Here is a 24,809-nt window from a genome sequence, read left to right as displayed (position 1 = left end):
TGTGGGTCAGGCGGTCACGGCCTGTTCCACCAGATGCCCGCTGTCGATCCGTACATGCCGTGGGTGGAAGCGCTTGAGGCTGCTGCGGTGGCCGACGCTGACGATGCTCAGGCCCGGCAACTGATCAATCAGCGCCTGATACAACGTTGCCTCATCCTCTTCATCCATCGCCGACGTCGCTTCGTCCATGTACAGCCATTGCGGTGCGTAAAGCATCGCGCGGGCGAAGGCCAGGCGTTGCTGTTCACCCGGCGACAGCATGCGCTGCCAGTGATTGGCTTCGTCCAGACGTGCGACCAGATGCGGCAGACGGCAAGTCTCCAGCACCTGCGCGTAACGCTCTGGCGCATAGGTGTCGCCCGGTTGTGGATAACTCAAGGCTTCGCGCAGGGTACCGATCGGCAGATACGGCTTCTGCGGCAGGAACAGATAACGCGCCGCCGGCAGGCGAATAGCGCCGTGGCCCGCGGGCCACAAATGCCCCATCGCCCGCAGCAACGTCGACTTGCCGCTGCCGGATCGGCCGCTGAGCATCACCCGCTCGCCCGGCTCCACCGTCATGTCGGCATTGGTCAGCAGGTGCCGACCATCGGCCAGGTCCAGGCCGAGGTTGTGCACTTGCAATTCGCTGCCTTGGTTTTGCACGTCGATGGCCGGGCGGCGCTGTTCGTTATCGGTCATGGCCTGACGGAAACTCAGCAGACGATCACAGGTGGCGCGCCAGGACGCGAGGCTCTGATAGGCGCTGATGAACCAGCTGAAACTCTCCTGGACGTTGCCGAATGCCGAGCTGATCTGCATCAGTTCACCCAGCTCGATCTTGCCGGCGAGGTAGCGCGGCGACGCCACGATAAACGGGAAAATGATCGCAGCCTGGCTGTAACCGGCAGTGAAGAACGTCAGGCGCTTGGACACTTTCATGATGTCCCAGAAGTTGTGCCAGACATTACCGAAGCGACCGCTCAAACGACGATTTTCGTTCGGCTCGCCGTTGTACAACGCGATGCTCTCGGCATTTTCACGAATCCGCACCATGGAAAAACGCAGGTCGGCTTCGAAGCGTTGTTGTTGGTTGTTCAGGCCGATCAAGCGGCGACCGATCAAGTGCGTCAGCCAGCTGCCCACCACGGCGTAGACCAGCACGCACCAGAACATGTAGCCGGGAATGGTGATGCCATAGACCTCAATGCTGCCCGACACGCCCCACAGAATGATCGAGAACGACACCAGGCTGACGATATTGCGCAGCAGGCCGATCCCCAGCTCAAGGGTATTGGAGGTGAAGTTATTGAGGTCTTCGGAAATCCGCTGGTCCGGGTTATCGGTGTAACCGCCCTGCTCCAGCTGGTAGTAATTCTTGTCGGCGAGCCAACGGGAGAAATGCTTTTCGGTGAGCCAGGCCCGCCAGCGAATCGTCAGCATCTGGGTCAGATAAAGCCGGTACACCGCACCGACAATCGCCACCGCTGCAATCGCGCAGAAATACAGAATCAGCTGCCAGAACGCCGCTTCATCTTTCTTCTGCAGCGCGTTGTAGAAATCCTTGTACCAGGTGTTGAACCACACCGAGATCCCCACGCTGAGCAACGACAGCGCAATCACCGCAATCAGCAATGTCCAGGCCTTGCCCTTCTCTTCGCTGCGCCAGTAAGGCGTGATGATCCCCCACACCTTGCGAAAAAACTGCCCGCGCACAGCATCGTTGACCGCGGAATATTCAGCGTTCTGATTCATGGAAAAGGCTCGATAAAGAAAAGAACAGACACGCACCGATCATAGTTGATCGGTGCGCGTTATCGCGAGGGCTGGCGATGGCCGTTCAGCGCAGGTTCAGCGACGCACCGGGCGCTTCTGCAGTTTGCGCTGCAGGGTGCGGCGGTGCATGCCCAGGGCGCGGGCAGTGGCGGAGATGTTGCCTTCGTGCTCGGTGAGCACGCGCTGGATGTGCTCCCATTGCAGACGGTCCACCGACATCGGGTTTTCCGGCACCAGGCTGTCGAGGTCGGCGTGTTCGGAAAGCAGCGCAGCCAGCACGTCGTCGGCGTCGGCCGGTTTGCACAGGTAGTTGCAGGCGCCGCGCTTGATCGCTTCGACCGCCGTGGCAATGCTCGAATAACCGGTGAGGATCACCACGCGCATTTCCGGGTCCAGTTCCAGCAGCTTGGGCAGCAGCACCAGACCGGAGTCGCCGTCCATTTTCAGGTCCAGCGCGGCGTAGTCCGGCAGGTCGGCCTGGGCGATGGTCAAGCCTTCCTCGGCGGAGCCTGCGGTACTCACGCGAAAGCCACGGCGGGCCATGGCACGGGCCATTACTCGGGTGAAGGTCGCGTCGTCGTCGACCAGCAGCAGATGCGGCAGTTCTTCGCCTTCGACTTGGATTTCGTCACTCATGTTGGTCTCCTCGGGCGCCGTGGGGCAGGCGCAGCTCGGTGAGCGTGCCGCCTTCCTCATGACTATAGAGTTTCACTGAGCCGCCGGCGCGTGTCACGCTGGCCTTGCTCAAAAACAGGCCCAGGCCGAAACCTTTGCCCTTGGTGGTAAAAAACGGTTTGCCGATCTGCTCGGCGATGGCCAGCGGCACACCGGCGCCGTGGTCACGAATACTGATGGTCACGGTTTCCGCGTCCCAGTCCAGCGTCACCTGAAGATTTTCCGGGCAGGCGTCGGCGGCATTGTTCAGCAGATTGAGCAGCGCCTGGGTCAGATCCGGCGGCGGTGCCATGCGCGGGACTGTGCCCTGGCCGAGACGCTGGAAGCGATAACTGGCCTCCGGACGCATCAGGTGCCAACGGTTCAGCGCTTCGTCGAGCCATTGGGTGACGTCCTGCATTTCCAAGGCCATACGACGGTTGGCTTCGGCGGCGCGCACCAGTTGTTGCAACGTTTCTTTGCACAGCTTGACCTGATCCTGCAGCACTTTCAGATCGTCCTGCAACATCGCGTCGGGGTGATCCTGCTGCATTTCCTTGAGCAACACGCTCATGGTCGCCAGCGGCGTGCCGAGTTCATGCGCCGCGCCAGCGGCCTGGGTGGCGACGGCCAGCAATTGCTGATCGCGCAGGCCTTCTTCGCGGCGAATTGCGCGCAATTCTTCCTGACGGCGCAGCTCTTCAGCCATGCGCGCGGCGAAAAACGTGATCACCGCAGCGGCCAGCGCGAAGCTCAGCCACATGCCGTAGATCTGCAGGTTCTCGCGGGCCACCGGCAGGGTTTCCAGCGGGTAGAACCGCGTCAGCATCACGGTATACAGCGCCAGCGCGATACCCGACAGAATCACCGAATAACGCCACGGCAGCGTCACCGCCGCGATGGTCAGCGGCACCAGGTAGTAGGAAACGAACGGGTTGGTCGAACCGCCAGAGAAATACAGCAGCGCACTGTGGATCACCAGATCGCAGGCCAGTTGCAGCGCATATTCGAGTTCGGTCACCGGCCACGACGTACGCAGTCGCACGGCGGTGAACACGCAGAGCAGAATCGAGCAGCCGAGGGTCATCGCCAGTTGCACCCACGGCAACGGCAACAATTGCAGCCAGTAGGCCAGGCCGACGGACCCGGCCTGCGCGGCGAGCACCAGGGTGCGGATGAACGTCAGCCGCCAGAGGTTCTGGCGAGTGGCGGAAGTCAGTTGTACGGGGGCGAGCATGAGCTCTCCTGATGAGCGCTCCAGGCGGATCGCACGGAGTATAACCAAGCCGCGCCTTTGAGAGGCGAAAGTGCGGCAAATGACCACATGGCGCTGGCGGTAAATTGGGCTACAGCGCATGGCTTTCCGAGATCGACTGTGGCGAGGGAGCTTGCTCACGCTCGGCTGCGAAGCAGTCGTAAATCCGGTATCTCCGGTATTTCTGGCAGATCACGGTTGCCGGGTTTGGGACTGCTTCGCAGTCCAGCGGGAGCAAGCTCCCTCGCCACAAGAGCGCACTCGACTCAGGATCTGCGGTGAGCTGGGCGATCTGTATAGAAGTTGTAACTGGGCGAACCGCAGCGCAGAAGCTAGAGTCTGATGGTTTCACGCAGGGACGAACCAACACCTGCGCATTATTCAAGGAGCCTTCATGCACACCTTTCGCCGCAGCGCCGCCCTTCTCGCCCTGACCGTCGGCAGCATCGCCAGCCTTCCGGCGCTGGCCGCCGATGAGCTGCACTACAACCAGATCTCCCTGCGCGCCGAAGTCAGCCAGGAAGTCGCCCGCGACCTGATGATCGTGACGCTCTACACCGAAGCGCAAAACACCGACCCGGCCAAACTCGCCGCCGATGTCAGCACCACCATGAACAAAGCGCTGGCCCAGGCCAAGCAAGTCAAAGACATCACCCTGCGCCAGGGCAGCCGCAACAGCTACCCGATCTACGACACCAAGGGCCAGAAAATCACCGGCTGGCGTGAACGCGCCGAACTGCGCCTGGAAAGCGCCGACTTCGCCGCCCTGTCCAAACTCACTGGCGAACTGCTGACCGACCTGAAAATGGGCGGCATGGACTTCGCCATCGCCGAGCCGACCCGCAAGGCCAGCGAAGACAAACTGCTCAAAGAAGCCGTCAGCGCCTTCAAGGCCCGCGCGCAACTGGCCACCGACGCACTGGGCGGCAAGGGCTACAAAATCGTCAACCTGAACCTCAACAGCAACGGCTACCCACAACCGTACATGCGCGCCCCGATGATGATGAAAGCCGCCGGCATGGCGGATTCGGCACCGGTCACACCGGAAGTCGAAGCCGGCACCAGCCAGGTCAGCCTGACCGCCGATGGCTCGATTGAAGTGTTGATGCAGTAATCTTTCCGACGAGGGGCGCCATTGCCGGCGCCTCTCTCTACAACTTGGCCGATGCGCAAACTTCAGCGAAGAATAACCTTCCGACATTTCGCTCATCGTCAATTTAATTTTCCACCTTGACATTTTAAAAGAGCAATGAAATGATCCGCCAAGAGTAAAGGAACTTACTCGCTATTCAATATAAAAAATATAAAAGCAAGGATTAGCATGAAACGTTCAAGCAGTACTTCTATGCATTCAAACCTGCATTCCCCAAGTAGCATTCGTCCAGATTCTACACCTCCCGTTCCAGTCCAATCCAATACATCACCTGTCACTCCCATTGCGGGATTGAAAATGCTTATTGCCCACTAAAATACTCTTCAAATTTCAAATCTGCACAACATAAAGCTGTGCAGGCAGTCATGCGCGCTGCATTAATTTTCTTTTCATAATTCCGAATTTCGCTTGTCTGAATATTTTTCAGCGGCCATTCGAAATGTTTTTTCTGCGCTTTTTTAAAGGCAATCAACTTCACATCGACCCCACACAAGGCAGACTATGAAGAATATCGTAATGATCGGTGGGCATGATGAAACGTTCATGCACTACAACGGTTTGGGTTTTGACTTCACCGTATTGCAACTGCCCGACTCGGTAGGCCCCAACCTGACGGCACTGACCGACCGCATTCACCTCGTCAACGATTTTTCCGAGGCAACGGTGCTGGCCAGGATGGAAGAAGTCCTCCTTTCGCAAAGCGTCGATTTCATCTTTTCATTTACCGAGGACGGTCTGCTGCCAGCTGCGCTTGCGAGCAAGCATTTCGCGATCCCCGGGATGGATTACGACACCTGCGAGCGGTGCATCGACAAGGCTTCGATGCGCTCGCATCTGGCGGGAAGCGAGTTTGCCGTCACCAGCAAGACCTGCCACAACCACGCAGAGGTCGAGCAATTACTGGTCAGCCACCCCAGTGGCATTGTGCTGAAAGACCCCAAGGGTTCCGGCAGTGAGAACGTCTTCATCATCAAAGACCGTACGGCGCTTCATGATGCACTGAGCCGAATCGGACAAGCGCCTTTCACTCTGCTCGCCGAAGAGTTCTTGAACGGACGCGAAGTCAGCGTGGAAACCCTGACCATCGACTCCCGACACCGCGTCCTGGCGGTGACCAACAAGCAACTTTATGGAACCTCACTCGCCGAAGAACAGCACATCATTTCACCGGACAACGTCGACCAGCAAACCTTCGAAAATATCAGTGGTTATTGCGAAAGACTGTTGACAGCGATCGATCACAAACATGGCCCATGCCATATTGAAATAATGATCTCCGGAAATAATTTACATCTGGTGGAAATCAACAACCGAGTCGGCGGCGACTACATCGGCTTATTGGTGGAACTTACCACCGGCGTCGACCTGTTCAGAGAAACCCTAAGTTTCCACAGCACAATAAATGGGTCGACCCCGGACAACTTGCCAGAGCGTTACACATTCGCCGGCTCCCACTTGTTTTACGAACCCGTCAACCCTGATGTCATTCGCGATTACATGCAGGAAGTCGACATTATCCGATTGATCATGGGCGACGCCAATCCGCCACTTGATCGTCCGCACACCAACGACGACAAAGTGGGCCTGCTGGTTATTGCCAGCGATGATCGCGACAAGTTCTATCGCGCTATTACCCGTTTGAACACACTCACTTCGGCTAACTGAATAATCAGGAACAAGAAGAAATGGAAGTCATCTCCAGACGCGACATCGAGCCCCTCAACAACGTGACCATCAACGGCGCCTTGCATGATCTGGGGGTGGTAAAGATTTTCTCCCGGCATCCCGCTCTGGCTCAATTCATCCCGACCAACAGCGAGCTGGCCATCAGTTGGGTAAGGCTCGAAAAAGATCAGGAACTGTCCGTTCACCAGCATCCCGAGCCGAGCCTGATCCTGATCTGCGACGGCTCCGGGAAAACCCTCGGCGCTACTGAGCAGGCCATCGAGGCCGGTGACATGGTGTTGGTGCCGCCGCACTCGCTGCACGGTTTCCAGGGGACTGACGATGGGTTCTGGGCACTGTCGATTCAGTTCAATGGCAAGGCACTGTATGAAGACAGCAGCAAGCCCAACGTCGTGTTCAAGTCCCGTGACACCTCAGACGCTCGCCCGGCCGAGGTGCTGCTGGAAGATAACGAACATTTTCTCGAAGACTTCCGTCACAGCCGACTATTGGCGCTGATCAACTCGGCGGTCATCGAGCACCCTCAGGTTCGCGAAAAACTCCTCGACTGCCTGCAGACCTGGTCGGACATGTTCCAGGACTTGCTGCACATACGAGTCGCGATGACGCTCGATCCCGCGCACAAAAAAATCGCCCTCGAACATTTGATCGAAGAGCTCGGCCACAATAACAACTTGCGCGACCAGCGCGAAGCCGGACATACCCCGGTGTGGGATGCAGCGTTTCTTTCGACGATGGAGTGGTTCCGGCACCAGATGCTCTACAAGAGCGACATGGTCAAGACACTGCTGATGCACATCGTGCTAGAGGGCAGCGGGGAAATTTTCCACAGCGAGGCTTCCCGCGTATTTGCCGGCATGCCGCATTTCCAGGAGCACGGCGAAGACGACGGCAGCCACGTCAGCATGGGCATCGAGCTGTTGAATCAGGCATCACCCAAGGAAATCGAAGAGCTGCGCGAAGCCCTGAGCGAAGGCTGGAACATGATGACTTTGCTGTGCAACCGATTTGCCGAAATTGCCTGTGCCGATCATCCGGATAACCCGCCGGCACCTGCCACCGCCCAAACGCGTGCGTACAACTGACCCATGAAGATTGCAGAATTCCTCAAGACAGTCCTGTGGTTCCGGCTCCCGGAGCCGGAAAAAAAACGCGCCGCAGCACAACTGCACGCTCATCGCTGGCAACGCTGGTCGAATGCCGCCAGCCGCGATGCTCGACCGGACGCCGAAACACAGCCGCTGCCTGCGAGGATTTTTGCCGCCCTGAAACAAGATATCGGCCTGGCGCTAATAACGATTGCCGTGCACACCAGCGCGGCATTCGGTGCCGCGATCACCTTGAAGTCACTGCTCGCGCAATTGATGCAGGGTGAGTCGGACATCGCGTCCAACCTGACATTGGGCGTGACCTGCATGGTGCTGACTTACTGCGCCTGGTTGGCCCTCAACCACACGTTTTTCCTCGCGGAGCTGGTGGGTATCGGCAGCCGCTCTTACGTAGAACAACGCTTGCTGCGCAAAAAACCGGCGCTGCAAAAGGCTACAGCTGAACCGAGCCTGACCAGCCTGTTTGATCGCGAAGCCTCCCGTATCGAGTCTTCCTGGTCAGGCCTGATAACCATATCGTTGGCATTGGCCACGGTCATTTTCACCTCGACATTCTTCTTTTATGCGCTGGGTGTCAGCGCGCTCGCGGCGCTGGCGGTCATTGCTATCAGCTCAATGACGGTCTACTGGATTGCCCGTCGCCTGAACCAGGCTTACGAAGCGCTTTCGCTGAGTGCGACCCAACGCCTGGAGGTCGGCGCATTTGCCGTAAAGAACCGGCGCCAAGCCTGGCTGAAAAACTGGACCGACCCATTGATCCGCGAATACGCCAGCAAACGCCACTTGGAAGAACACGCGCTGAAAAGAGCTGCACGTCTGGTCGCGGGCATCAGCCTGGTATCGTCGATGACCCCGATTGCCGCGCTGCTCAGTGCCGCTTTGCTGCAACTGGCCTACACCGGCCAGATCGACGCGCCCGGAGTTTTGGCCGCCATCGCCTTGATCGGCGGATTGCGCTCGGTGGCCAACAATATTCCGGACATCGTGCAAAGCCTGTCGCAGGGTGTCGTCGGGCATAAAAACATCGCCGCGTATTTACTCGCCAAGACGGGCGAAAACAGCCCGTTCGTTGCCCGCCAACTCCCGCCCATCGACGCCCGGCACATCGCGATTGTCGGCGCCGCCGGCAGTGGCAAGACCAGCCTGTTGAAGTTCTGTGCCGAACGACTGGCACACGCCGACGGCAAGGCACTGCTGATACCCGACGAGCCTTGGATCGTCGAGGGTGGCCTGACGGAAAACCTGAGCGTGTACGGGACGCTCTTTACCGACGAAGACGTACGCGATGCATTCGGTTACGCGCGTTTGCCAAAACACTTTTACCTGGACTACCTCAACGAACGGCGCCAAGGTGCAAACCGGCGCTGGGACGTTTCCAGGGGACAGGGCAAACGTCTCGAGCTGGCCCGGGCGCTGATACACCGACCGCAATGGGTGTTCATTGATCAACCCACTTCCGGTCTGGACAACGACATTGCCACGGGTTTGCTGCAATCGATGCTGAGTGGGCCATGGCGCGACACCCGGGTGATTTTCGTGACCGAACGCCCGGATGAAATAGCCGCGGCACAGCAAGTCTGGACGCTCGCAGACGGGCAGATAAACGTCAGTGAAAACCAGCAGCCGGCTACGCTGCCGGGCACGGCATCAGCCGACGAATCGGCTTTCGACAGTTCCCCGACATCGGCACAACGCTCGCCGGCCGATGATCCGCCACCCGCCGCGACGATCCGACCGCTGCTCGACAGCCTGCGCGAGTTCGGCATCTGGAAACTTTCGCTCGTTGCGTTCGCACTGCTCGCGCTGAAGGAAATATTCACCATCACGGGTGACTACATCATCGCCAGCGGCTACATGAGTTCGCACCTGCAAGCATCGCTGATCGGCTTGAGCAGTGTCCTGCTGATCAGCGCCGTGCTGTCGATCGGCAGCGCCCTGCTGACTGTCAGAAGAACCATCGACGCCGCGACGAATCAATGCCTGCGGTATTTCTCCCAGTTGATGAATTCCGGACTCAATCGGCAGCAGCAACAAGCCATCGATCACGACAGCCAGAACAAACTGACCCGCGATCAGCGACGTGTCGACGAAGTGTTGCCGGTGCTGTTGCTGGAAACCATCAGCGCCCTGACCCTGCTGTCGATCACTACGGCCTACGTGGTGCTTGGCAACCCGTATGTCGTGCTGCCATTCCTGATTATCGGCCTGATTTACTGGCACAGCGCACGACAGTCCGATGCCCTGCTGGCACATTTCAACAGTGCCGAGATCGACAGCTCCGGCGCCGTGCTGTCGCGCGTCCAGGCCTTGAGCTGGGCGGGTGGCCGATTCGATCTTGCGGCAGATCAATCTCAGGCGCTGGACTGGCTGGCGCCGGGCCTTGCAACCCGCGCCTTCGCCTCGCTGGACAACGCCGCAACTCGCCGTTGGTACAGCTACAAACTGGACTTGATGGGCGTGCTGTTCCTGTCCGGAATCATCGCGTCGACGATTACGATTCAGGCCGCAGGCGTGGTCAGCACCGCCAACGTGCTGGCGGTCAGTCTCTCGTACAGCCTGATCGCGATTTTCGCCCGGCTCGGCAGATGCGTCGTCGAGTTGCGACAGGTATTGGCCAGCGCTGATCGGCTCATCGTCAGCCCCGCCCGGGCGCCTGCCACGGCGTCCCCTGTCGAAGCTTCAGGCGCTGCAGCGCTTGTGGCGTTTCGCGACGTCACCTTCGTCAACCCGGCCAGCGGCGTGACGGTGCTGGAGCAATTCAACCAGTCATTCGAACCACGGGACGTAGTGGTCATCATGGGCCCCAGCGGCGTTGGCAAATCGACGTTCGCCAATCTGGTGATCGGCAGTCTCCTGCCAAGTGCAGGGCAGATTTCCACGCTCGGCGGCACCGACGGATATCTGTCCCGCCGCCACTCGCAAGAGGTTCGCCTGCTGACCTCCAATCCAGTCTTCAAACCGGGTCTGCTCTCCGATCACTTCAACCGTCCGTCTCCCGAAGCACTGCAACGAGGCGTGCACTTGCTAGGCCTGACGGACGTTGTCGAGCGACTGCAGAACGGCTTCGACCAGCACATTCCCTGGAGTGGTGAACTGGGCCTGAGCAAATCCGAGCTGCAACGCCTGGCCTTGCTGGACCTGACACTCAGTGCCCCGACGATTGCGATTCTTGATGAAGCGACTTCAGAAATGAGCAGCACGGAGGAAGTCGAACTGATCGGCAAGGTCGTTCGCGCGTTGCCGCAGACACTGTTTTTCATCATTACCCACAACCCTGACCTGTGCGAACTGGGCAATCGAACATTCAATTTCAATCACCAACGACGCCTGGTCGAGCAGCCGGCCTGAAGGTTACGGACAGCCTTTTCCAGTGCAGTCATTCAAGGATGGTAAACATGGAGTTGCTTGCGCAGCGGGAAGCGTTTTGTATCAGCTATGGCGTCTCCCGCCCCCAATTGCCCTTGCGGGATATTGCCCACTGGGAGGCTACGCTCAAAGGCACGGCGCACCAGCACAATCCGCTGCACGATGAACTCGCCAGCGTGGCACCCGGCTACTTTTATCTGCCGGTTTCGGCGCATCCCGATCCAATGCAAGTGGATCGCTTGGTCAGTGAAGCGCAAGAGGCCGACTGGCTGCTGATTCCGTCCCTGGACTCTTCGCAGCCTTTGCTGCATCGCCCTTACGATCGGCCGATCATCGCGGTGCCCTTTATGCCGGTCGCGTATCTGCGCGTAGATAACACCCTGGACAACAGCCTTTTGATGTCGATGGGGAGAAAACAACTCAAGGAGATGGTGCGCCTGACACGACGCGCCGAGGACTTCTGCCATACCGAGTTGCATCGACTCGACCGGCTGGCGGAAAACAGCGAAGTCTTGCTGGCATTTTCCACGCTTCAGTCATTGAACGTGGACAAGTACCGGCACGTGCGCAACCTGTATTCGCTGGCGGCCATGCAGGCACTCGCGCGCTCGGCGGATAGCTCCCGGTACTACATAAAAATCAACTACGAGAAAACCACCCGCCTGCCGGTGTATGCCTCGCTCAGCTACGTCGACGAGCAGCAGGGCGTTTTCTCCCAGCTGGTTCAGGGACAGGATCGCGATCGGGTTCCCGCCGGCCTCAATCTGTATGTCAGCGATTACTACCAACTCTATAAAGCCGCCGACGAACTGGGTTTGCGCACCCATTGCCTGGGACGCGGCGCCATCGACATCAAGAAACGCATGGGCGCCAACCTGATCGTCGACCTGGAAAACTGGTTGATTCCCTTACGCACCACCCGCGCCGAGCAGATGCGCGAATTTTCCAACAGAGACAGCTAACAAGGAGTTCAACATGTCTTTTTTTGATATCAACCGGCAACTGGGCAGTGCCCATCTGATTCAGAACGGCGTTTCGATCATGGATTACTCGACGTCTTCCTTTGACCTGGCGGGGACTCTGCAACAAACCCTCGCCAAGCGCTACAACCTGGCCAATGACTTTGCGCTGAACAAGATCCATGAATGCCTGAGCACCGAGCAGATCAGTACCCACCTGGAAGACTCAGGCCACTGGCACGACCCATTGCAGACACTCGGCCAGCCTATGATCGAGCAGTACTATCGCTTCGTCGGCTGGCTCAGCGAACACCTGGGATTCGACTTCGTGTTCGAGAACAACCCCTTGGTCCGCTACCACATTCCGGGTCGTCTGGATGACCGTTACCGACTGGCTGACGGTGAACTGTTCACCCACCATTCCGATACCCTGCTCGGCGACTACTTCCAGCAGATCAACATGTGGCTGCCCTTCTGCGACGTGAAAAACACCGGGGCACTCAGCGTCTGCTCGAAAAACACCAGCATCGCAGCGCTGAAGCAATTCGCCAGCGATCAGGGTTACGCCTACGACCAGTACAAAGAGAGCCGGGTCGCCTTTTTCGATTACGCGAAACAGCGTCCGCAATTGATGGCGGACCTGCGAGCCGACGCCATGCCGACAAACCTGCGTTATGGCCAGTGCCTGATGTTCGATCCACGTGTCCTGCACGGCACGGCCGAGAACATTGAAAACACCACGCGGGTCAGCATGGACTTCAGGATCGTGCCGCTCGAAGACTACCAGGCGATCATCCACGAGCTCGAACTTCAGGGTAAGACCCCCAACAGCTATGAGGGCGACGGTCTGATCAAGGGCGAGTTCTACCATGCCCTCAGTGCACGGGAAGTTGCCGGCACATTGACCACTGCGCACCAGCGCTAACTACACCGACAACCCTGGAAACAGACCATGACCACTGCTATCGCCTGGCTGGACGGTGAGTTCCTGCCGCAGGAAAACATCAATTTGTCACCCGTCACCCATTCACTGTCCTATGCCTCTTCGGTCTACGAAGGCATTCGCAGTTATGGCGGAAAAATATTCAAGTGCGAGGAACACCTGCAGCGCCTGCAGCGATCTGCACAGCTGTTCAAGCAACCATTGGAGTATTCCAATGCCACGCTGAACGATGCCTGCAACGAGCTTCTGCGTCGCAACGAACTTCAGGATGCCTACATCAAAATCATCATATTCCTCGACGACGCCGACGTGAGCTTCATGGGGCGCGGCTGTCGCAGCCGGGTGGTGATCTTCGTCCTGCCCTTCGCGCCCAAGGCCGCCACCACACCCTACCGGCTGAAAATTGCCGATTGGCGTCGTGCACCTGCCCACTGCCATCCGTATCAGGCAAAAACCTCGTCGACTTATGCCCTGAGCTTTCTGAGCTTCCGTGACAAAGGCGAAAACTTCGATGACGTGCTGTTTCTCTCGACAACCGACACCGTGTGCGAGTCCAGCGGCTCCAACATCTTCTTCATCAAGGGTCGCCAACTGATCACCCCGACCACGGAAATGGCACTGGCCGGCGTCACCCGCCGCTTCATCATCGACAAACTGGCCCCCGCACTCGATCTGCAAGTCACCGAGCGCGAAATCAGCGCATCGGAACTGGCCGGATTCGAAGGTGCTTTTCTATGCGGCACCGCCATGGAAATCACTGAAATCAGCCGAATTGACGACATGCAATACAAAACCAACCCATGGATCGAAATGCTCGCAACGCAATACAAGAAAAGCGTGCTGCATCCCCAGCGCTGAGCGAAGGTCGGGGAACAGATTTTTCAAGTGCCCCTCCCAATCCGCTCCCCAGCACTCAACAGGATGAGCGTTAGCTCGATTACCGCGGGACAGGTCCATGGTTACTTTGGGCTGGGCGGGCACTCCGGCGTATGCCAAAAGTGCTCCGCCGTAAGGGCGGAACCCCGAGAAGCCGTTACCGCAGCAACGGAGATGTGCCCAATCAGCCCAGATATACCGAGATAGACACCTCACCTAGAAAAACGATATTTCCGCGCCCACCACCACCCCAGCTAACCTCACCCGCCACAACCACCTCCCACACCCGGGGCAGACATGCATAGACTCACCCTCAAACCACTCCTGATCACCCTAGCCCTGGCAACCACCGCCCCCTTCGCAAACGCAGCAACAACCCTGGTCTACTGCTCCGAAGCCAGCCCCGCCGGCTTCGACCCCAGCCAATACACCAGCGGCACCGACTTCGACGCCTCCGCCGAAACCGTCTTCAACCGCCTCACCCAATTCCAGCGCGGCGGTACCGACATCGAACCCGGCCTGGCGACCCAATGGGACGTCTCCAACGACGGCCTGCAATACACCTTCCACCTACGGCAAGGCGTGAAATTCCACACAACGGAATATTTCACCCCGACCCGCGACTTCAACGCCGACGACGTACTGTTCACCTTCCAGCGCCTGCTCGACCCGGACAACGCCTTTCGCAAGGCCTACCCCGCCGAGTCCCCGTACTTCACCGACATGGGCCTGAACACCACGATCAAATCAGTGGAAAAACTCGACGACAACACCGTGCGCTTCAACCTGAACAACGTCGACGCCGCGTTCGTGCAAAACCTCGCCATGAGCTTCGCCTCGGTGCAGTCGGCCGAATACGCCGCCCAACTGTTAAAGGAAGGCAAAGCCGCCGACCTCAATCAGAAACCGGTGGGCACCGGCCCGTTCGTGTTCAAGCGTTACCAGAAAGACGCGCAGATCCGCTACGCCGCGAACAAGGACTACTGGAAACCCGAGGACGTAAAAATCGACAACCTGGTGTTCTCGATCACCCCGGACGCCGCCGTCCGCCTGCAGAAACTCAAGACCGGCGAATGCCAGGTCAGCGGCTACCCGCGCCCGGCCGACATCGAGGTCATGGAACAAGACCCGAACCTGCGCGTATTGAAGCAGGCCGGTTTCAACCTCGGCTTCCTCGCCTACAACACCACGCATCCGCCGCTGGACCAGCTCAAGGTCCGTCAGGCGCTGGACATGGCCATCGACAAACCGGCGATCATCAAAGCCGTCTACCAGAGTGCCGGGCAACTGGCGCAGAACGCCTTGCCACCTGCGCAATGGTCGTATGACCCGAACATCAAGGACGCGCCGTACGACCCGGTGAAAGCCAAGGCGCTACTCAAGGAAGCCGGGGTTGCACCGGGTACCACCATCAATCTCTGGGCGATGACCGTGCAGCGCGCCTCCAACCCGAATGCGCGGATGTCGGCGCAGATGATCCAGCAGGATTGGGACAAGATCGGGATCAAGGCCAACATCGTCAGCTACGAATGGGGGGAGTACATCAAGCGCGCGAAAAATGGCGAACACGACGCGATGATCTATGGTTGGACAGGAGACAACGGCGACCCGGACAACTGGCTCGGCGTGCTCTACAGCTGCGCGGCAGTCAAAGGTAGCAACTACGCCAAGTGGTGCGATCCGGCCTACGACAAATTGATTCAGCAGGCCAAGGTGTCCACGGATAAAGCGCAACGGGTAAAACTGTATCAACAGGCGCAACTGATCCTTAAACAGCAGGTGCCGATCACGCCCATTGCCAACTCCACGGTGTTCCAGCCGCTGCGCAAGGAAGTGAGCGACTTCAAGATCAGTCCGTTTGGCCTTACACCCTTCTACGGCGTGGGTATAAATAAGTAACACCGAGCCCCAAGGCGGCGCGCACAACGTGACCAATGCACCGTTTTGGGGCCTCATTTGCACCGTAAAAAACGGCCGCAAACGGTCAAATGCGTCAACTCTTACACAAATGCGACATTAAGGTACGTTCGTGCCACGCTTTGAGGCCGGCAGTCGCTCTGGATCTTGCATTGGGTATGGCCCCTGCATAAGTATCCGCAGGCACGACTCACGAGGTCGTACCTCAATATTAAAAAATGACAACAAATCATGAGGCCAACATGCTTAAACACGCGGTCATTCCGTTTTTAGTCGGCGCAGGCTTGTTAGCCTCCGCACCTTTCGCATCCGCTGCGACTAACCTGGTGTTCTGCTCCGAAGGGAGCCCGGCCGGTTTTGATCCAGGCCAGTACACCACCGGAACCGACTTCGACGCCTCAGCCGAAACCATGTTCAACCGTCTGAGCCAGTTCGAGCGTGGCGGCACCGCCGTTATCCCGGGCCTGGCCACCAGCTGGGACATTTCCCCGGACGGCCTGAATTACACCTTCCACCTGCGTGAAGGCGTCAAGTTCCACACCACCCCGTATTTCAAGCCGACTCGTGAGTTCAACGCCGACGACGTGCTGTTCACCTTCAATCGCATGATTAACAAGGATGACCCGTTCCGTAAGGCCTACCCGACCGAATTCCCGTACTTCACCGACATGGGGATGGACACCAACATCACCAAGATCGATAAAGTCGACGATCACACTGTCAAGTTCACGCTGAAAGAAGTCGACGCCGCGTTCATCCAGAACATGGCCATGAGCTTCGCCTCGATCCAGTCCGCCGAGTACGCTGCCCAGCTGCTCAAGGAAGGCAAGGCTGCCGACATCAACCAGAAGCCGATCGGCACTGGTCCGTTCGTGTTCAAGAGCTACCAGAAAGACTCGAACATCCGTTACACCGGCAACAAGGACTACTGGAAACCTGAGGACGTGAAGATCGACAACCTGATCTTCGCTATCACCACCGACCCATCGGTGCGCGTGCAGAAGCTCAAGGCCGGCGAATGCCAGATCACTCTGCATCCGCGCCCTGCCGACGTGGAGGCGCTGAAGGCCGACCCGAAACTGCAGCTGATTTCCAAGCCCGGCTTCAACCTCGGTTACATTGCCTACAACGTCCGTCACAAGCCCTTCGACCAGCTCGAAGTGCGTCAGGCGCTGGACATGGCAGTGAATAAACAAGGGATTCTCAACGCTGTTTATCAAGGCGCCGGACAACTGGCGGTCAACGGCATGCCGCCGACCCAGTGGTCCTACGACGACAGCATCAAGGATGCCGCCTACAACCCGGAAAAAGCCAAAGAGCTGCTCAAGGCCGCCGGCGTCAAGGAAGGCACCGAGATCACGCTGTGGGCGATGCCGGTCCAGCGTCCGTACAACCCGAACGCCAAACTGATGGCCGAAATGCTCCAGGCTGACTGGGCGAAAATCGGTCTGAAAGTGAAGATCGTCAGCTACGAATGGGGCGAGTACATCAAGCGCACCAAGAATGGCGAGCACGACATCAGCCTGATTGGCTGGACCGGCGACAACGGGGATCCGGACAACTGGCTGGGCACCCTGTACAGCTGCGATGCCATCGGCGGCAACAACTACTCCATGTGGTGCGATCCGGCTTACGACAAGCTGATCAAAGAGGCCAAGGTCGTCACCGACCGCGACCAGCGCACCACGCTCTACAAACAGGCGCAGCAGTTGCTCAAGCAGCAAGTGCCGATCACGCCTGTCGCCCACTCGACGGTCAACCAGCCGTTAAGCGCCCGGGTTGAAGGCTTCAAAGTCAGCCCCTTCGGTCGCAATGTGTTCTCGGGCGTCAGTATCGATTAACCCAACCGATTAGCCGCAATGCTGAGGGGGGCTGTCTATCCCCCTCACGCAAGCGCTTTGCCGAAATTCGCCGATCCGGCCTTTTGCAAACGTTTGCGATGTGTGAAATGAGTTCTAAACCAATAACCGGCCCACCCAAAAAAGCCGGCATAAAAAGAAAGTAAAGGAGCTTCACCCATGAAACTGAGCAGCACCGCGATACTGGCCCTGGCCATCAGCAGCATCACCGCCACGGCCTATGCCGAGGAACAGAGCCAGGCGTTCACCCCGGTGACCGTCAACGAGAAAAGCGCCCAGGCTGATGCCACCGGCTTCCTCGAAGGTTCCACCATCAGCGGCACGACCCGTAACTGGTACGCCAACGAGCAACTCAAGCGCGGCGGCAAGTTCACTTATCGCAAGGACGGCGTTGCCACCCCGACTGATCGTCGTATCAACTGGGTGCAGGGCACCATCGTCAACTTCACTTCCGGTTTCACTCAGGGCACCGTGGGTGTCAGCACTGAAGTCGCTGCTTACAACGCTGTAGCGCTGGAGCGTAATCGCAAGGACCTGGCCTCCAACAACGGTGGCGCACCGGGTTCGCGTCCAGGCGCGGGCAACAACCGTACGCTGACCAAAGAAGGCGGCGACGCTGAAGGCCAGTGGAGCAAATTGGGTCTGGCCAACGTCAAGTTCCGCGTGTCGAACACCACCCTGACCGCCGGTCGCCAGAACTTCAGCACCCCGATCGTCGACACCATCGGCAACCGTGCGCTGCCTTCGAGCTTTGAAGGTGTGAGCCTGCACAGCGAAGAACTGAACAACCTGTCGTTCGACGCCGGCAGCTTCGACCGCGTATCGCCACGTACCGAAGAAAGCCTGTCGAAATTCCGTTCCGAGTACACCAACAACAACGCCGAAACCGATCGCGTCAGCATCGTCGGCCTGAACTATCAGCCGCTGAAAAGCCTGAAGACCAGCCTGTACGCCTCCAAGGTTGAAGACTTCTGGAACCAGTACTACTTCGGCGCCACCCACGAACTGGGTGACAGCAATGTCGTCAGCCTGACCACTGGCCTGAACTACTACAAGACCGTCGATACCGGCAAAAAAGAGATGGGCGAAATCGACAACGACACCTACTCGCTGTCGTTCGGCCTGACTCACCAGGCTCATAGCCTGACCTTCTCGTACCAGGAAATTAACGGTAACGAGTACTTCGACTACCTGCACGAAACCAACGGCATCTACCTGGCCAACTCCCTGCTGTCCGACTTCAACGGCCCGAACGAGAAATCCTTCCAGGTCGCCTATGGTCTGAACATGGCCGAATATGGCGTGCCAGGCCTGAAGTTCAACATCTACCAGGCTCGCGGCTGGGGTATCGACGGTACTCACTACACCGGCACAGCCTATGACGTACGCAACATGGACGGCGAGCACCACTACGAATACGGCATTGGTGCAACCTACGCCGTACAGAGCGGCCCGCTCAAGGCGACCACCATCCGTGGCACCTACACCGCTCACCGCGCCAGCGAAAACCAGGCTGACGGCAGCATCAACGAGTTCCGTCTCGTGACCACCATCCCGTTCAACATCCTGTAAAAACGCCGACCGACGGCTGACTCATGACGAGTCGGCCGTTCGGTTTTTTGTCTTCAACCGATTGCAGAGGGTTATCGATGAAAATGCTTCCCCTACGTGCGGCCGTCGCGGCTGCGTTGTTGAGCGCCGCCATCGGCGTCTCGGCCAAACCCTTGGTGGTCTGCACCGAAGCCAGCCCGGAAGGCTTCGATATGGTCCAGTACACAACTGCAGTCACTGCCGATGCGGTGGCCGAAACGATCTTCAACCGTCTGGCGGACTTCAAGCCCGGCACCACCGAAGTGATTCCGGCACTGGCCGAATCCTGGGACATCAGTGAAGACGGCCTGACGTACACGTTCCACCTGCGCAAAGGCGTCAAGTTTCACACCACCGAATACTTCAAGCCGACCCGCGACATGAACGCCGACGACGTGGTCTGGAGCTTCCAGCGTCAGCTGGACCCGAATCACCCGTGGCACAAACTGTCGAGCGTGGGCTTCCCGTACTTTGAAAGCATGGGCTTCAAGGAACTGCTCAAAAGCGTCGAAAAAGTCGACGACAACACGGTCAAGTTCACCCTGACCCGCCGCGAAGCGCCGTTCCTGGCCGACATCGCCATGGCGTTCTCCTCGATCTACCCGGCCGAATACGCCGACCAGTTGCTCAAGTCCGGCAAGACCGCCGACCTCAACAACAAGCCTGTAGGCACCGGCCCGTTCATCTTCCAGCGTTACGCCAAGGATGCGCAGGTGCGCTTCAAGGCCAACCCGGACTACTTCCGTGGCAAGCCACCGGCCGATGCGTTGATCCTGGCAATCGCCACCGACAACAACGTGCGCCTGCAGAAGCTCAAGGCCAACGAGTGCCAGATCGCACTGTATCCGAAGCCGGATGACATCCCGAGCATCAAGAAAGACAGCAACCTGAAGGTCGATGAACTGGACGCGATGACCGTCTCGTACATCGCCATGAACACTCAGCACAAATACATGAGCGACGTGCGGGTCCGCAAAGCGATCGACATCGCATTCGACAAGGAAGCCTACGTCAACGCCCTGTTCGGCAAGGGCAACGCGACCGTAGCGGTCAACCCCTACCCGCCGACACTGCTGGGCTACAACCACGACCTGAAGAACCCGCCACGTGACCTCGACAAGGCCCGCGCCCTGCTCAAGGAAGCCGGGGTCCCGGAAGGCACCGTGTTTACTCTGTTTACCCGTAACGGCGGCGGCCCGACCAACCCCAATCCGATGCTCGGCGCACAGATGATGCAGGCCGATCTGGCGAAAGTCGGGATCAAGGTCGACATCCGTGTGATGGAATGGGGCGAGATGCTCAAGCGCGCCAAGGCCGGCGAACACGATATGGTGTCGGCCGGATGGGCGGGCGACAACGGCGACCCGGATAACTTCCTGACGCCTATGCTCAGTTGCGAAGCGGCCAAGAACGGCGAAAACTACGCGCGCTGGTGCAACGAGAAATTCCAGGCACTGCTCGACGAAGCACGGGCTAAAGTAGATCCGGCCGAACGCGCCAAGCTCTACGAACAGTCTCAGGTGCTGTTTAATCAGGACCAACCGTGGATCAGCATGGCCCACACCCGTATGTTTACCGCAATGCGCAATAACGTAGAGGGTTACCACATCAGCCCTCTGACCACGAATAACTTCGCCACCACCCAGGTGAAGTAGATAAGAAACTCCCGGCCTCCCTGACCCCAGGGTCGCCGGGCACGCCTAACCGGCTGATGAGGTACCACACAAGATGTTTAGTTTTATTGCCCGCCGACTGGGGTTGTTGATCCCCACGTTTTTCGGCATCACCCTGCTGACTTTCGCGTTGATTCGCATGATTCCCGGCGACCCCGTGGAAGTGATGATGGGCGAACGTCGGGTCGACCCCGAAATGCACGCTCAGGCAATGGAACGCCTTGGTCTGAACAAACCGCTGTATGCCCAGTACCTGGACTACATCGGCAAACTGGCCCACGGCGATCTCGGCGAATCCCTGCGTACGCGTGAGAGCGTATGGACCGAGTTCACCTCCCTCTTCCCGGCGACCCTGGAACTGTCCATGGCCGCCCTGCTGTTCGCCGGCATTCTCGGTCTTCTGGCCGGGGTGATCGCGGCCCTCAAACGAGGATCCCTGTTCGACCATGGGGTGATGGGCATCTCCCTGGCGGGGTATTCGATGCCGATCTTCTGGTGGGGCCTGATCCTGATCATGTTCTTCTCGGTGAGCCTGGGCTGGACCCCGGTGTCCGGGCGGATCGACCTGCTCTACGACATCGAGCCGCGCACCGGTTTCATGCTGATCGACACGCTGTTGGCCGATGACATGGGCGCATTCTTCGATGCCCTGCATCACCTGATTCTGCCGGCCATCGTGCTCGGCACCATTCCACTGGCGGTGATCGCGCGGATGACCCGTTCGTCGATGCTCGAAGTGCTGCGTGAAGACTACATCCGCACTGCCAAGGCCAAAGGCCTGTCGCCGTCGCGCGTGGTGTTCGTGCACGGCCTGCGTAACGCGCTGATTCCGGTTCTGACCGTGGTCGGCCTGCAAGTCGGTACCCTGCTGGCCGGCGCGGTCCTGACCGAAACCATTTTCTCCTGGCCCGGCATCGGTAAATGGCTGATCGAAGCCATCGGCGCCCGGGACTACCCGGTTGTGCAAAACGGCATCCTGTTAATCGCCTGCCTGGTGATTCTGGTCAACTTCGTAGTGGACATCCTCTACGGCTTTGCCAACCCACGCATCCGTCATCAGCGCTGAGGTCCATACCATGAGCACTCCAACATCCTCAGTAGCCACTTCCGCCCCAAGCGCGGATCAAAGCCTGCTGTATCCGTCACCGTACAAAGAATTCTGGCAAGCCTTCGCGAAGAACAAGGGCGCGGTTGCCGGCCTGCTGTTCATGCTGCTGGTGATTTTCTGCGCGATCTTCGCGCCGTGGGTCGCGCCGCATAACCCGAGCGAGCAATACCGTGACTTCCTGCTGACGCCACCGGCGTGGCTCGAAGGCGGGCAAATGCAGTTCCTGCTCGGCACCGATGAACTGGGCCGCGACCTGCTGTCGCGGCTGATCCAGGGTTCGCGCCTGTCGCTGCTGATCGGTCTGTCGTCGGTGGTGATGTCGTTGATCCCGGGGATCCTGCTGGGTCTGTTCGCCGGTTTCTTCCCGAAGATGATCGGCCCGACCATCATGCGTCTGATGGACATCATGCTGGCCCTGCCGTCCCTGCTGCTGGCTGTGGCGATTGTCGCCATCCTCGGCCCTGGCCTGATCAACACCGTGATCGCCATCGCCGTGGTTTCGCTGCCGTCCTACGTGCGCCTGACCCGTGCCGCCGTGATGGGCGAACTGAACCGCGACTACGTCACCGCCGCGCGCCTGGCCGGTGCCGGTCTGCCGCGCCTGATGTTCATCACCGTGCTGCCCAACTGCATGGCACCGCTGATCGTACAGGCCACCCTGAGTTTCTCTTCGGCGATTCTCGACGCGGCGGCGCTGGGCTTCCTCGGCCTTGGCGTACAACCGCCAACCCCTGAGTGGGGCACCATGCTGGCCTCGGCCCGCGACTACATCGAACGTGCCTGGTGGGTGGTGAGTCTGCCTGGTTTGACCATTTTGCTCAGCGTGCTGGCAATCAACCTGATGGGCGACGGCCTGCGCGACGCGCTGGACCCGAAACTCAAGAACGCCGCCTGAGGAGATTCCCATGTCACTGCTAGAAATCAAGAATCTCAACGTCCGCTTCGGCGACAAGAACGCGACGCCCGTGGTCGATGGCCTCGACCTGAAAGTCGACAAGGGCGAAGTCCTGGCCATCGTTGGCGAGTCGGGGTCGGGTAAATCCGTGACCATGATGGCGCTGATGGGGCTGATCGAGCATCCCGGCATCGTCACTGCCGACTCGCTCAGCTTCGACGGCAAAGACATGCTCAAGCTGAGCAATCGTCAGCGTCGGCAAATCGTCGGCAAAGACCTGTCGATGGTGTTCCAGGATCCGATGACCGCGCTCAACCCGAGCTACACCGTTGGTTTCCAGATCGAAGAAGTGCTGCGCCTGCACCTGAAAATGTCCGGCAAGCAAGCGCGCAAACGCGCCATCGAATTGCTGGAGAAAGTGGAAATCCCGGGCGCCGCCAGCCGTATGGACGCCTACCCGCACCAACTGTCCGGCGGCATGAGCCAGCGTGTGGCAATTGCCATGGCGATTGCCGGCGAGCCGAAACTGCTGATCGCCGACGAACCGACCACGGCGCTGGACGTGACGATTCAGGCGCAGATCATGGATCTGCTGCTGGCGTTGCAGAAAGAACAGAACATGGGCCTGGTGCTGATCACTCACGACCTCGCGGTCGTGGCCGAAACCGCCCAGCGCGTCTGTGTGATGTACGCAGGTCAAGCGGTAGAAGTCGGTCAGGTGCCGCAACTGTTCGACATCCCGGCACACCCTTACAGCGAAGCCCTGCTCAAGGCGATTCCCGAGCACAGTCTGGGCGCCGAGCGCCTGTCGACCCTGCCGGGCATCGTTCCAGGCCGCTACGACCGTCCGCAGGGTTGCCTGCTGTCGCCGCGCTGCCCGTACGTGCAGGACAGCTGCCGCGTGCAACGTCCAGCCCTTGATCCGAAAGCCAACAGCCTCGCCCGTTGCTTCTACCCGCTGAACCAGGAGGTGGCGTAATGGCCGTCGTACTTACCGCCCGCGACCTGACCCGTCACTACGAAGTCTCCCGTGGCCTGTTCAAGGGCCACGCGACCGTGCGCGCCCTCAACGGCGTGTCGTTCGAACTGGAAGCCGGCAAGACCCTCGCTGTCGTAGGCGAATCGGGTTGCGGCAAATCCACCCTCGCCCGCGCCCTGACCCTGATTGAAGAGCCGTCTTCCGGCTCGCTGAAAATCGCCGGGCAAGAAGTCGCCGGCGCCGACAAGGCCCAGCGCAAACAACTGCGCAAAGACGTGCAGATGGTGTTTCAGAGCCCGTACGCATCGTTGAACCCACGGCAGAAAATCGGTGATCAATTGGCCGAGCCACTGCTGATCAACACCAACCTGAGTGCTACCGAGCGTCGCGAGAAAGTCCAGGCGATGATGAAGCAGGTCGGCTTGCGTCCCGAGCACTACCAGCGCTATCCGCACATGTTCTCCGGCGGTCAGCGTCAGCGTATTGCCCTGGCGCGGGCGATGATGCTGCAACCGAAGGTGCTGGTGGCGGACGAACCGACCTCGGCGCTCGACGTATCGATTCAGGCGCAGGTGCTGAACCTGTTCATGGACCTGCAGCAGGAGTTCAACACCGCCTACGTGTTCATCTCGCACAACCTGGCGGTGGTGCGTCACGTCGCCGACTCGGTGCTGGTGATGTACCTCGGCCGTCCGGTGGAAATGGGTCCGAAAGAGGACATCTACACCCGACCTCTGCACCCGTACACCCAGGCCTTGTTGTCGGCGACACCCACGATCCACCCGGATCCGGACAAGCCGAAAATCAAGATTGTCGGCGAACTGCCCAACCCGCTGAACCCGCCACCGGGCTGCGCGTTCCACAAGCGTTGCCCTTACGCGACCGAGCGTTGCAGCACTGAAGAGCCGGCCCTGCGCCAGCTCGACAACCGGCAGGTGGCTTGCCACTACGCCGAACAGTTCCTCGATGGCGCGGCGTAAGCAAAACCGGAGACCGATACAAAACCTGTAGGAGCTGTCGAGTGAAACGAGG

Annotated in this window: 19 protein-coding genes; 15 read left to right on the top strand and 4 right to left on the bottom strand. The window is 59.1% G+C overall.

Translation table 11 applies throughout. From position 1 onward, the window contains the following. Positions 1–6: 6 nt before the first annotated feature. The 3 genes from B1722_RS17985 to B1722_RS17975 all read right to left on the bottom strand — a co-directional run bounded on the left by B1722_RS17985 (position 7) and on the right by B1722_RS17975 (position 3,646). Positions 7–1,734 (bottom strand): ABC transporter ATP-binding protein/permease, encoded by a 1,728-nt coding sequence (locus tag B1722_RS17985; protein WP_041072797.1) that lies wholly within the window; start codon positions 1,732–1,734, stop codon positions 7–9. A 96-nt stretch (positions 1,735–1,830) separates the two neighbouring features. Further along, a complete protein-coding gene (locus B1722_RS17980; RefSeq protein WP_003221630.1) occupies positions 1,831–2,391 on the bottom strand; it encodes a response regulator transcription factor in 561 nt (186 codons plus the stop codon). After that, complete coding sequence (locus B1722_RS17975; RefSeq protein WP_086793757.1) at positions 2,384–3,646, bottom strand: ATP-binding protein; 1,263 nt, start codon at positions 3,644–3,646, stop codon at positions 2,384–2,386. Before B1722_RS17975 ends, B1722_RS17980 begins: the two co-directional genes overlap by 8 nt. Before the next feature lie 412 nt (positions 3,647–4,058). Here B1722_RS17975 and B1722_RS17965 point away from each other — a divergent pair, with 412 nt between their 5' ends. After that, a complete protein-coding gene (locus B1722_RS17965; RefSeq protein WP_027610819.1) occupies positions 4,059–4,778 on the top strand; it encodes an SIMPL domain-containing protein in 720 nt (239 codons plus the stop codon). A 340-nt stretch (positions 4,779–5,118) separates the two neighbouring features. Here B1722_RS17965 and B1722_RS29610 read toward each other — a convergent pair whose 3' ends face one another. Further along, positions 5,119–5,295 carry a hypothetical protein gene (locus tag B1722_RS29610; protein ID WP_161794914.1) on the bottom strand — a complete coding sequence of 59 codons (177 nt, stop codon included), beginning with the start codon at positions 5,293–5,295 and terminating at the stop codon, positions 5,119–5,121. Positions 5,296–5,318: 23 nt separating this feature from the next. Here B1722_RS29610 and B1722_RS17960 point away from each other — a divergent pair, with 23 nt between their 5' ends. The 14 genes from B1722_RS17960 to B1722_RS17895 all read left to right on the top strand — a co-directional run bounded on the left by B1722_RS17960 (position 5,319) and on the right by B1722_RS17895 (position 24,757). Further along, complete coding sequence (locus B1722_RS17960; protein WP_041072793.1) at positions 5,319–6,482, top strand: acetyl-CoA carboxylase biotin carboxylase subunit family protein; 1,164 nt, start codon at positions 5,319–5,321, stop codon at positions 6,480–6,482. A gap of 20 nt (positions 6,483–6,502) precedes the next feature. Continuing rightward, entirely contained in the window at positions 6,503–7,588 is a 1,086-nt protein-coding gene (locus B1722_RS17955; RefSeq protein ID WP_052510606.1) for an AraC family ligand binding domain-containing protein, read from the top strand. Positions 7,589–7,591: 3 nt separating this feature from the next. Next, positions 7,592–10,960 carry an ATP-binding cassette domain-containing protein gene (locus tag B1722_RS17950; RefSeq protein ID WP_086793750.1) on the top strand — a complete coding sequence of 1,123 codons (3,369 nt, stop codon included), beginning with the start codon at positions 7,592–7,594 and terminating at the stop codon, positions 10,958–10,960. A gap of 47 nt (positions 10,961–11,007) precedes the next feature. Further along, positions 11,008–11,940, top strand: a complete 933-nt coding sequence (locus B1722_RS17945) for a hypothetical protein (RefSeq protein WP_086793748.1) — start codon at positions 11,008–11,010, stop codon at positions 11,938–11,940. A 13-nt stretch (positions 11,941–11,953) separates the two neighbouring features. After that, on the top strand, positions 11,954–12,862 hold the full coding sequence (locus tag B1722_RS17940; RefSeq protein WP_041072787.1) for a mitomycin antibiotic biosynthesis protein: 909 nt from the start codon (positions 11,954–11,956) through the stop codon (positions 12,860–12,862). Between the two features lie 27 nt (positions 12,863–12,889). After that, positions 12,890–13,738: an aminotransferase class IV gene (locus tag B1722_RS17935; RefSeq protein ID WP_041072785.1), complete on the top strand. Its 849-nt coding sequence runs from the start codon at positions 12,890–12,892 to the stop codon at positions 13,736–13,738. 315 nt (positions 13,739–14,053) lie between these two features. Next, on the top strand, positions 14,054–15,655 hold the full coding sequence (locus B1722_RS17930; RefSeq protein WP_041072783.1) for an ABC transporter substrate-binding protein: 1,602 nt from the start codon (positions 14,054–14,056) through the stop codon (positions 15,653–15,655). 260 nt (positions 15,656–15,915) lie between these two features. Next, on the top strand, positions 15,916–17,514 hold the full coding sequence (locus B1722_RS17925; protein ID WP_086793741.1) for an ABC transporter substrate-binding protein: 1,599 nt from the start codon (positions 15,916–15,918) through the stop codon (positions 17,512–17,514). Between the two features lie 177 nt (positions 17,515–17,691). Then, the gene (locus B1722_RS17920; protein WP_041072777.1) at positions 17,692–19,104 is read left to right on the top strand and encodes an OprD family porin; all 1,413 of its coding nucleotides are present in this window, start codon (positions 17,692–17,694) and stop codon (positions 19,102–19,104) included. Positions 19,105–19,181: 77 nt separating this feature from the next. Further along, a complete protein-coding gene (locus tag B1722_RS17915) occupies positions 19,182–20,777 on the top strand; it encodes an ABC transporter substrate-binding protein (protein WP_041072775.1) in 1,596 nt (531 codons plus the stop codon). Between the two features lie 73 nt (positions 20,778–20,850). Then, the gene (locus B1722_RS17910) at positions 20,851–21,861 is read left to right on the top strand and encodes an ABC transporter permease subunit (protein ID WP_041072773.1); all 1,011 of its coding nucleotides are present in this window, start codon (positions 20,851–20,853) and stop codon (positions 21,859–21,861) included. Between the two features lie 10 nt (positions 21,862–21,871). Beyond that, the gene (locus tag B1722_RS17905) at positions 21,872–22,798 is read left to right on the top strand and encodes an ABC transporter permease subunit (protein WP_041072771.1); all 927 of its coding nucleotides are present in this window, start codon (positions 21,872–21,874) and stop codon (positions 22,796–22,798) included. A gap of 10 nt (positions 22,799–22,808) precedes the next feature. Then, entirely contained in the window at positions 22,809–23,777 is a 969-nt protein-coding gene (locus B1722_RS17900; protein ID WP_041072769.1) for an ABC transporter ATP-binding protein, read from the top strand. Then, the gene (locus B1722_RS17895; protein ID WP_047291239.1) at positions 23,777–24,757 is read left to right on the top strand and encodes a peptide ABC transporter ATP-binding protein; all 981 of its coding nucleotides are present in this window, start codon (positions 23,777–23,779) and stop codon (positions 24,755–24,757) included. The genes B1722_RS17900 and B1722_RS17895 overlap by 1 nt, the downstream gene beginning before the upstream one ends. The last annotated feature ends 52 nt before the right edge of the window (positions 24,758–24,809 follow it).

This window comes from Pseudomonas sp. SCPG-7 (assembly GCF_002156405.1).
Lineage (GTDB): Bacteria > Pseudomonadota > Gammaproteobacteria > Pseudomonadales > Pseudomonadaceae > Aquipseudomonas > Aquipseudomonas parakoreensis.
The sequence above is the reverse complement of the archived record's forward strand: the minus strand, read 5'-3'. Positions and strand labels throughout refer to the sequence as shown.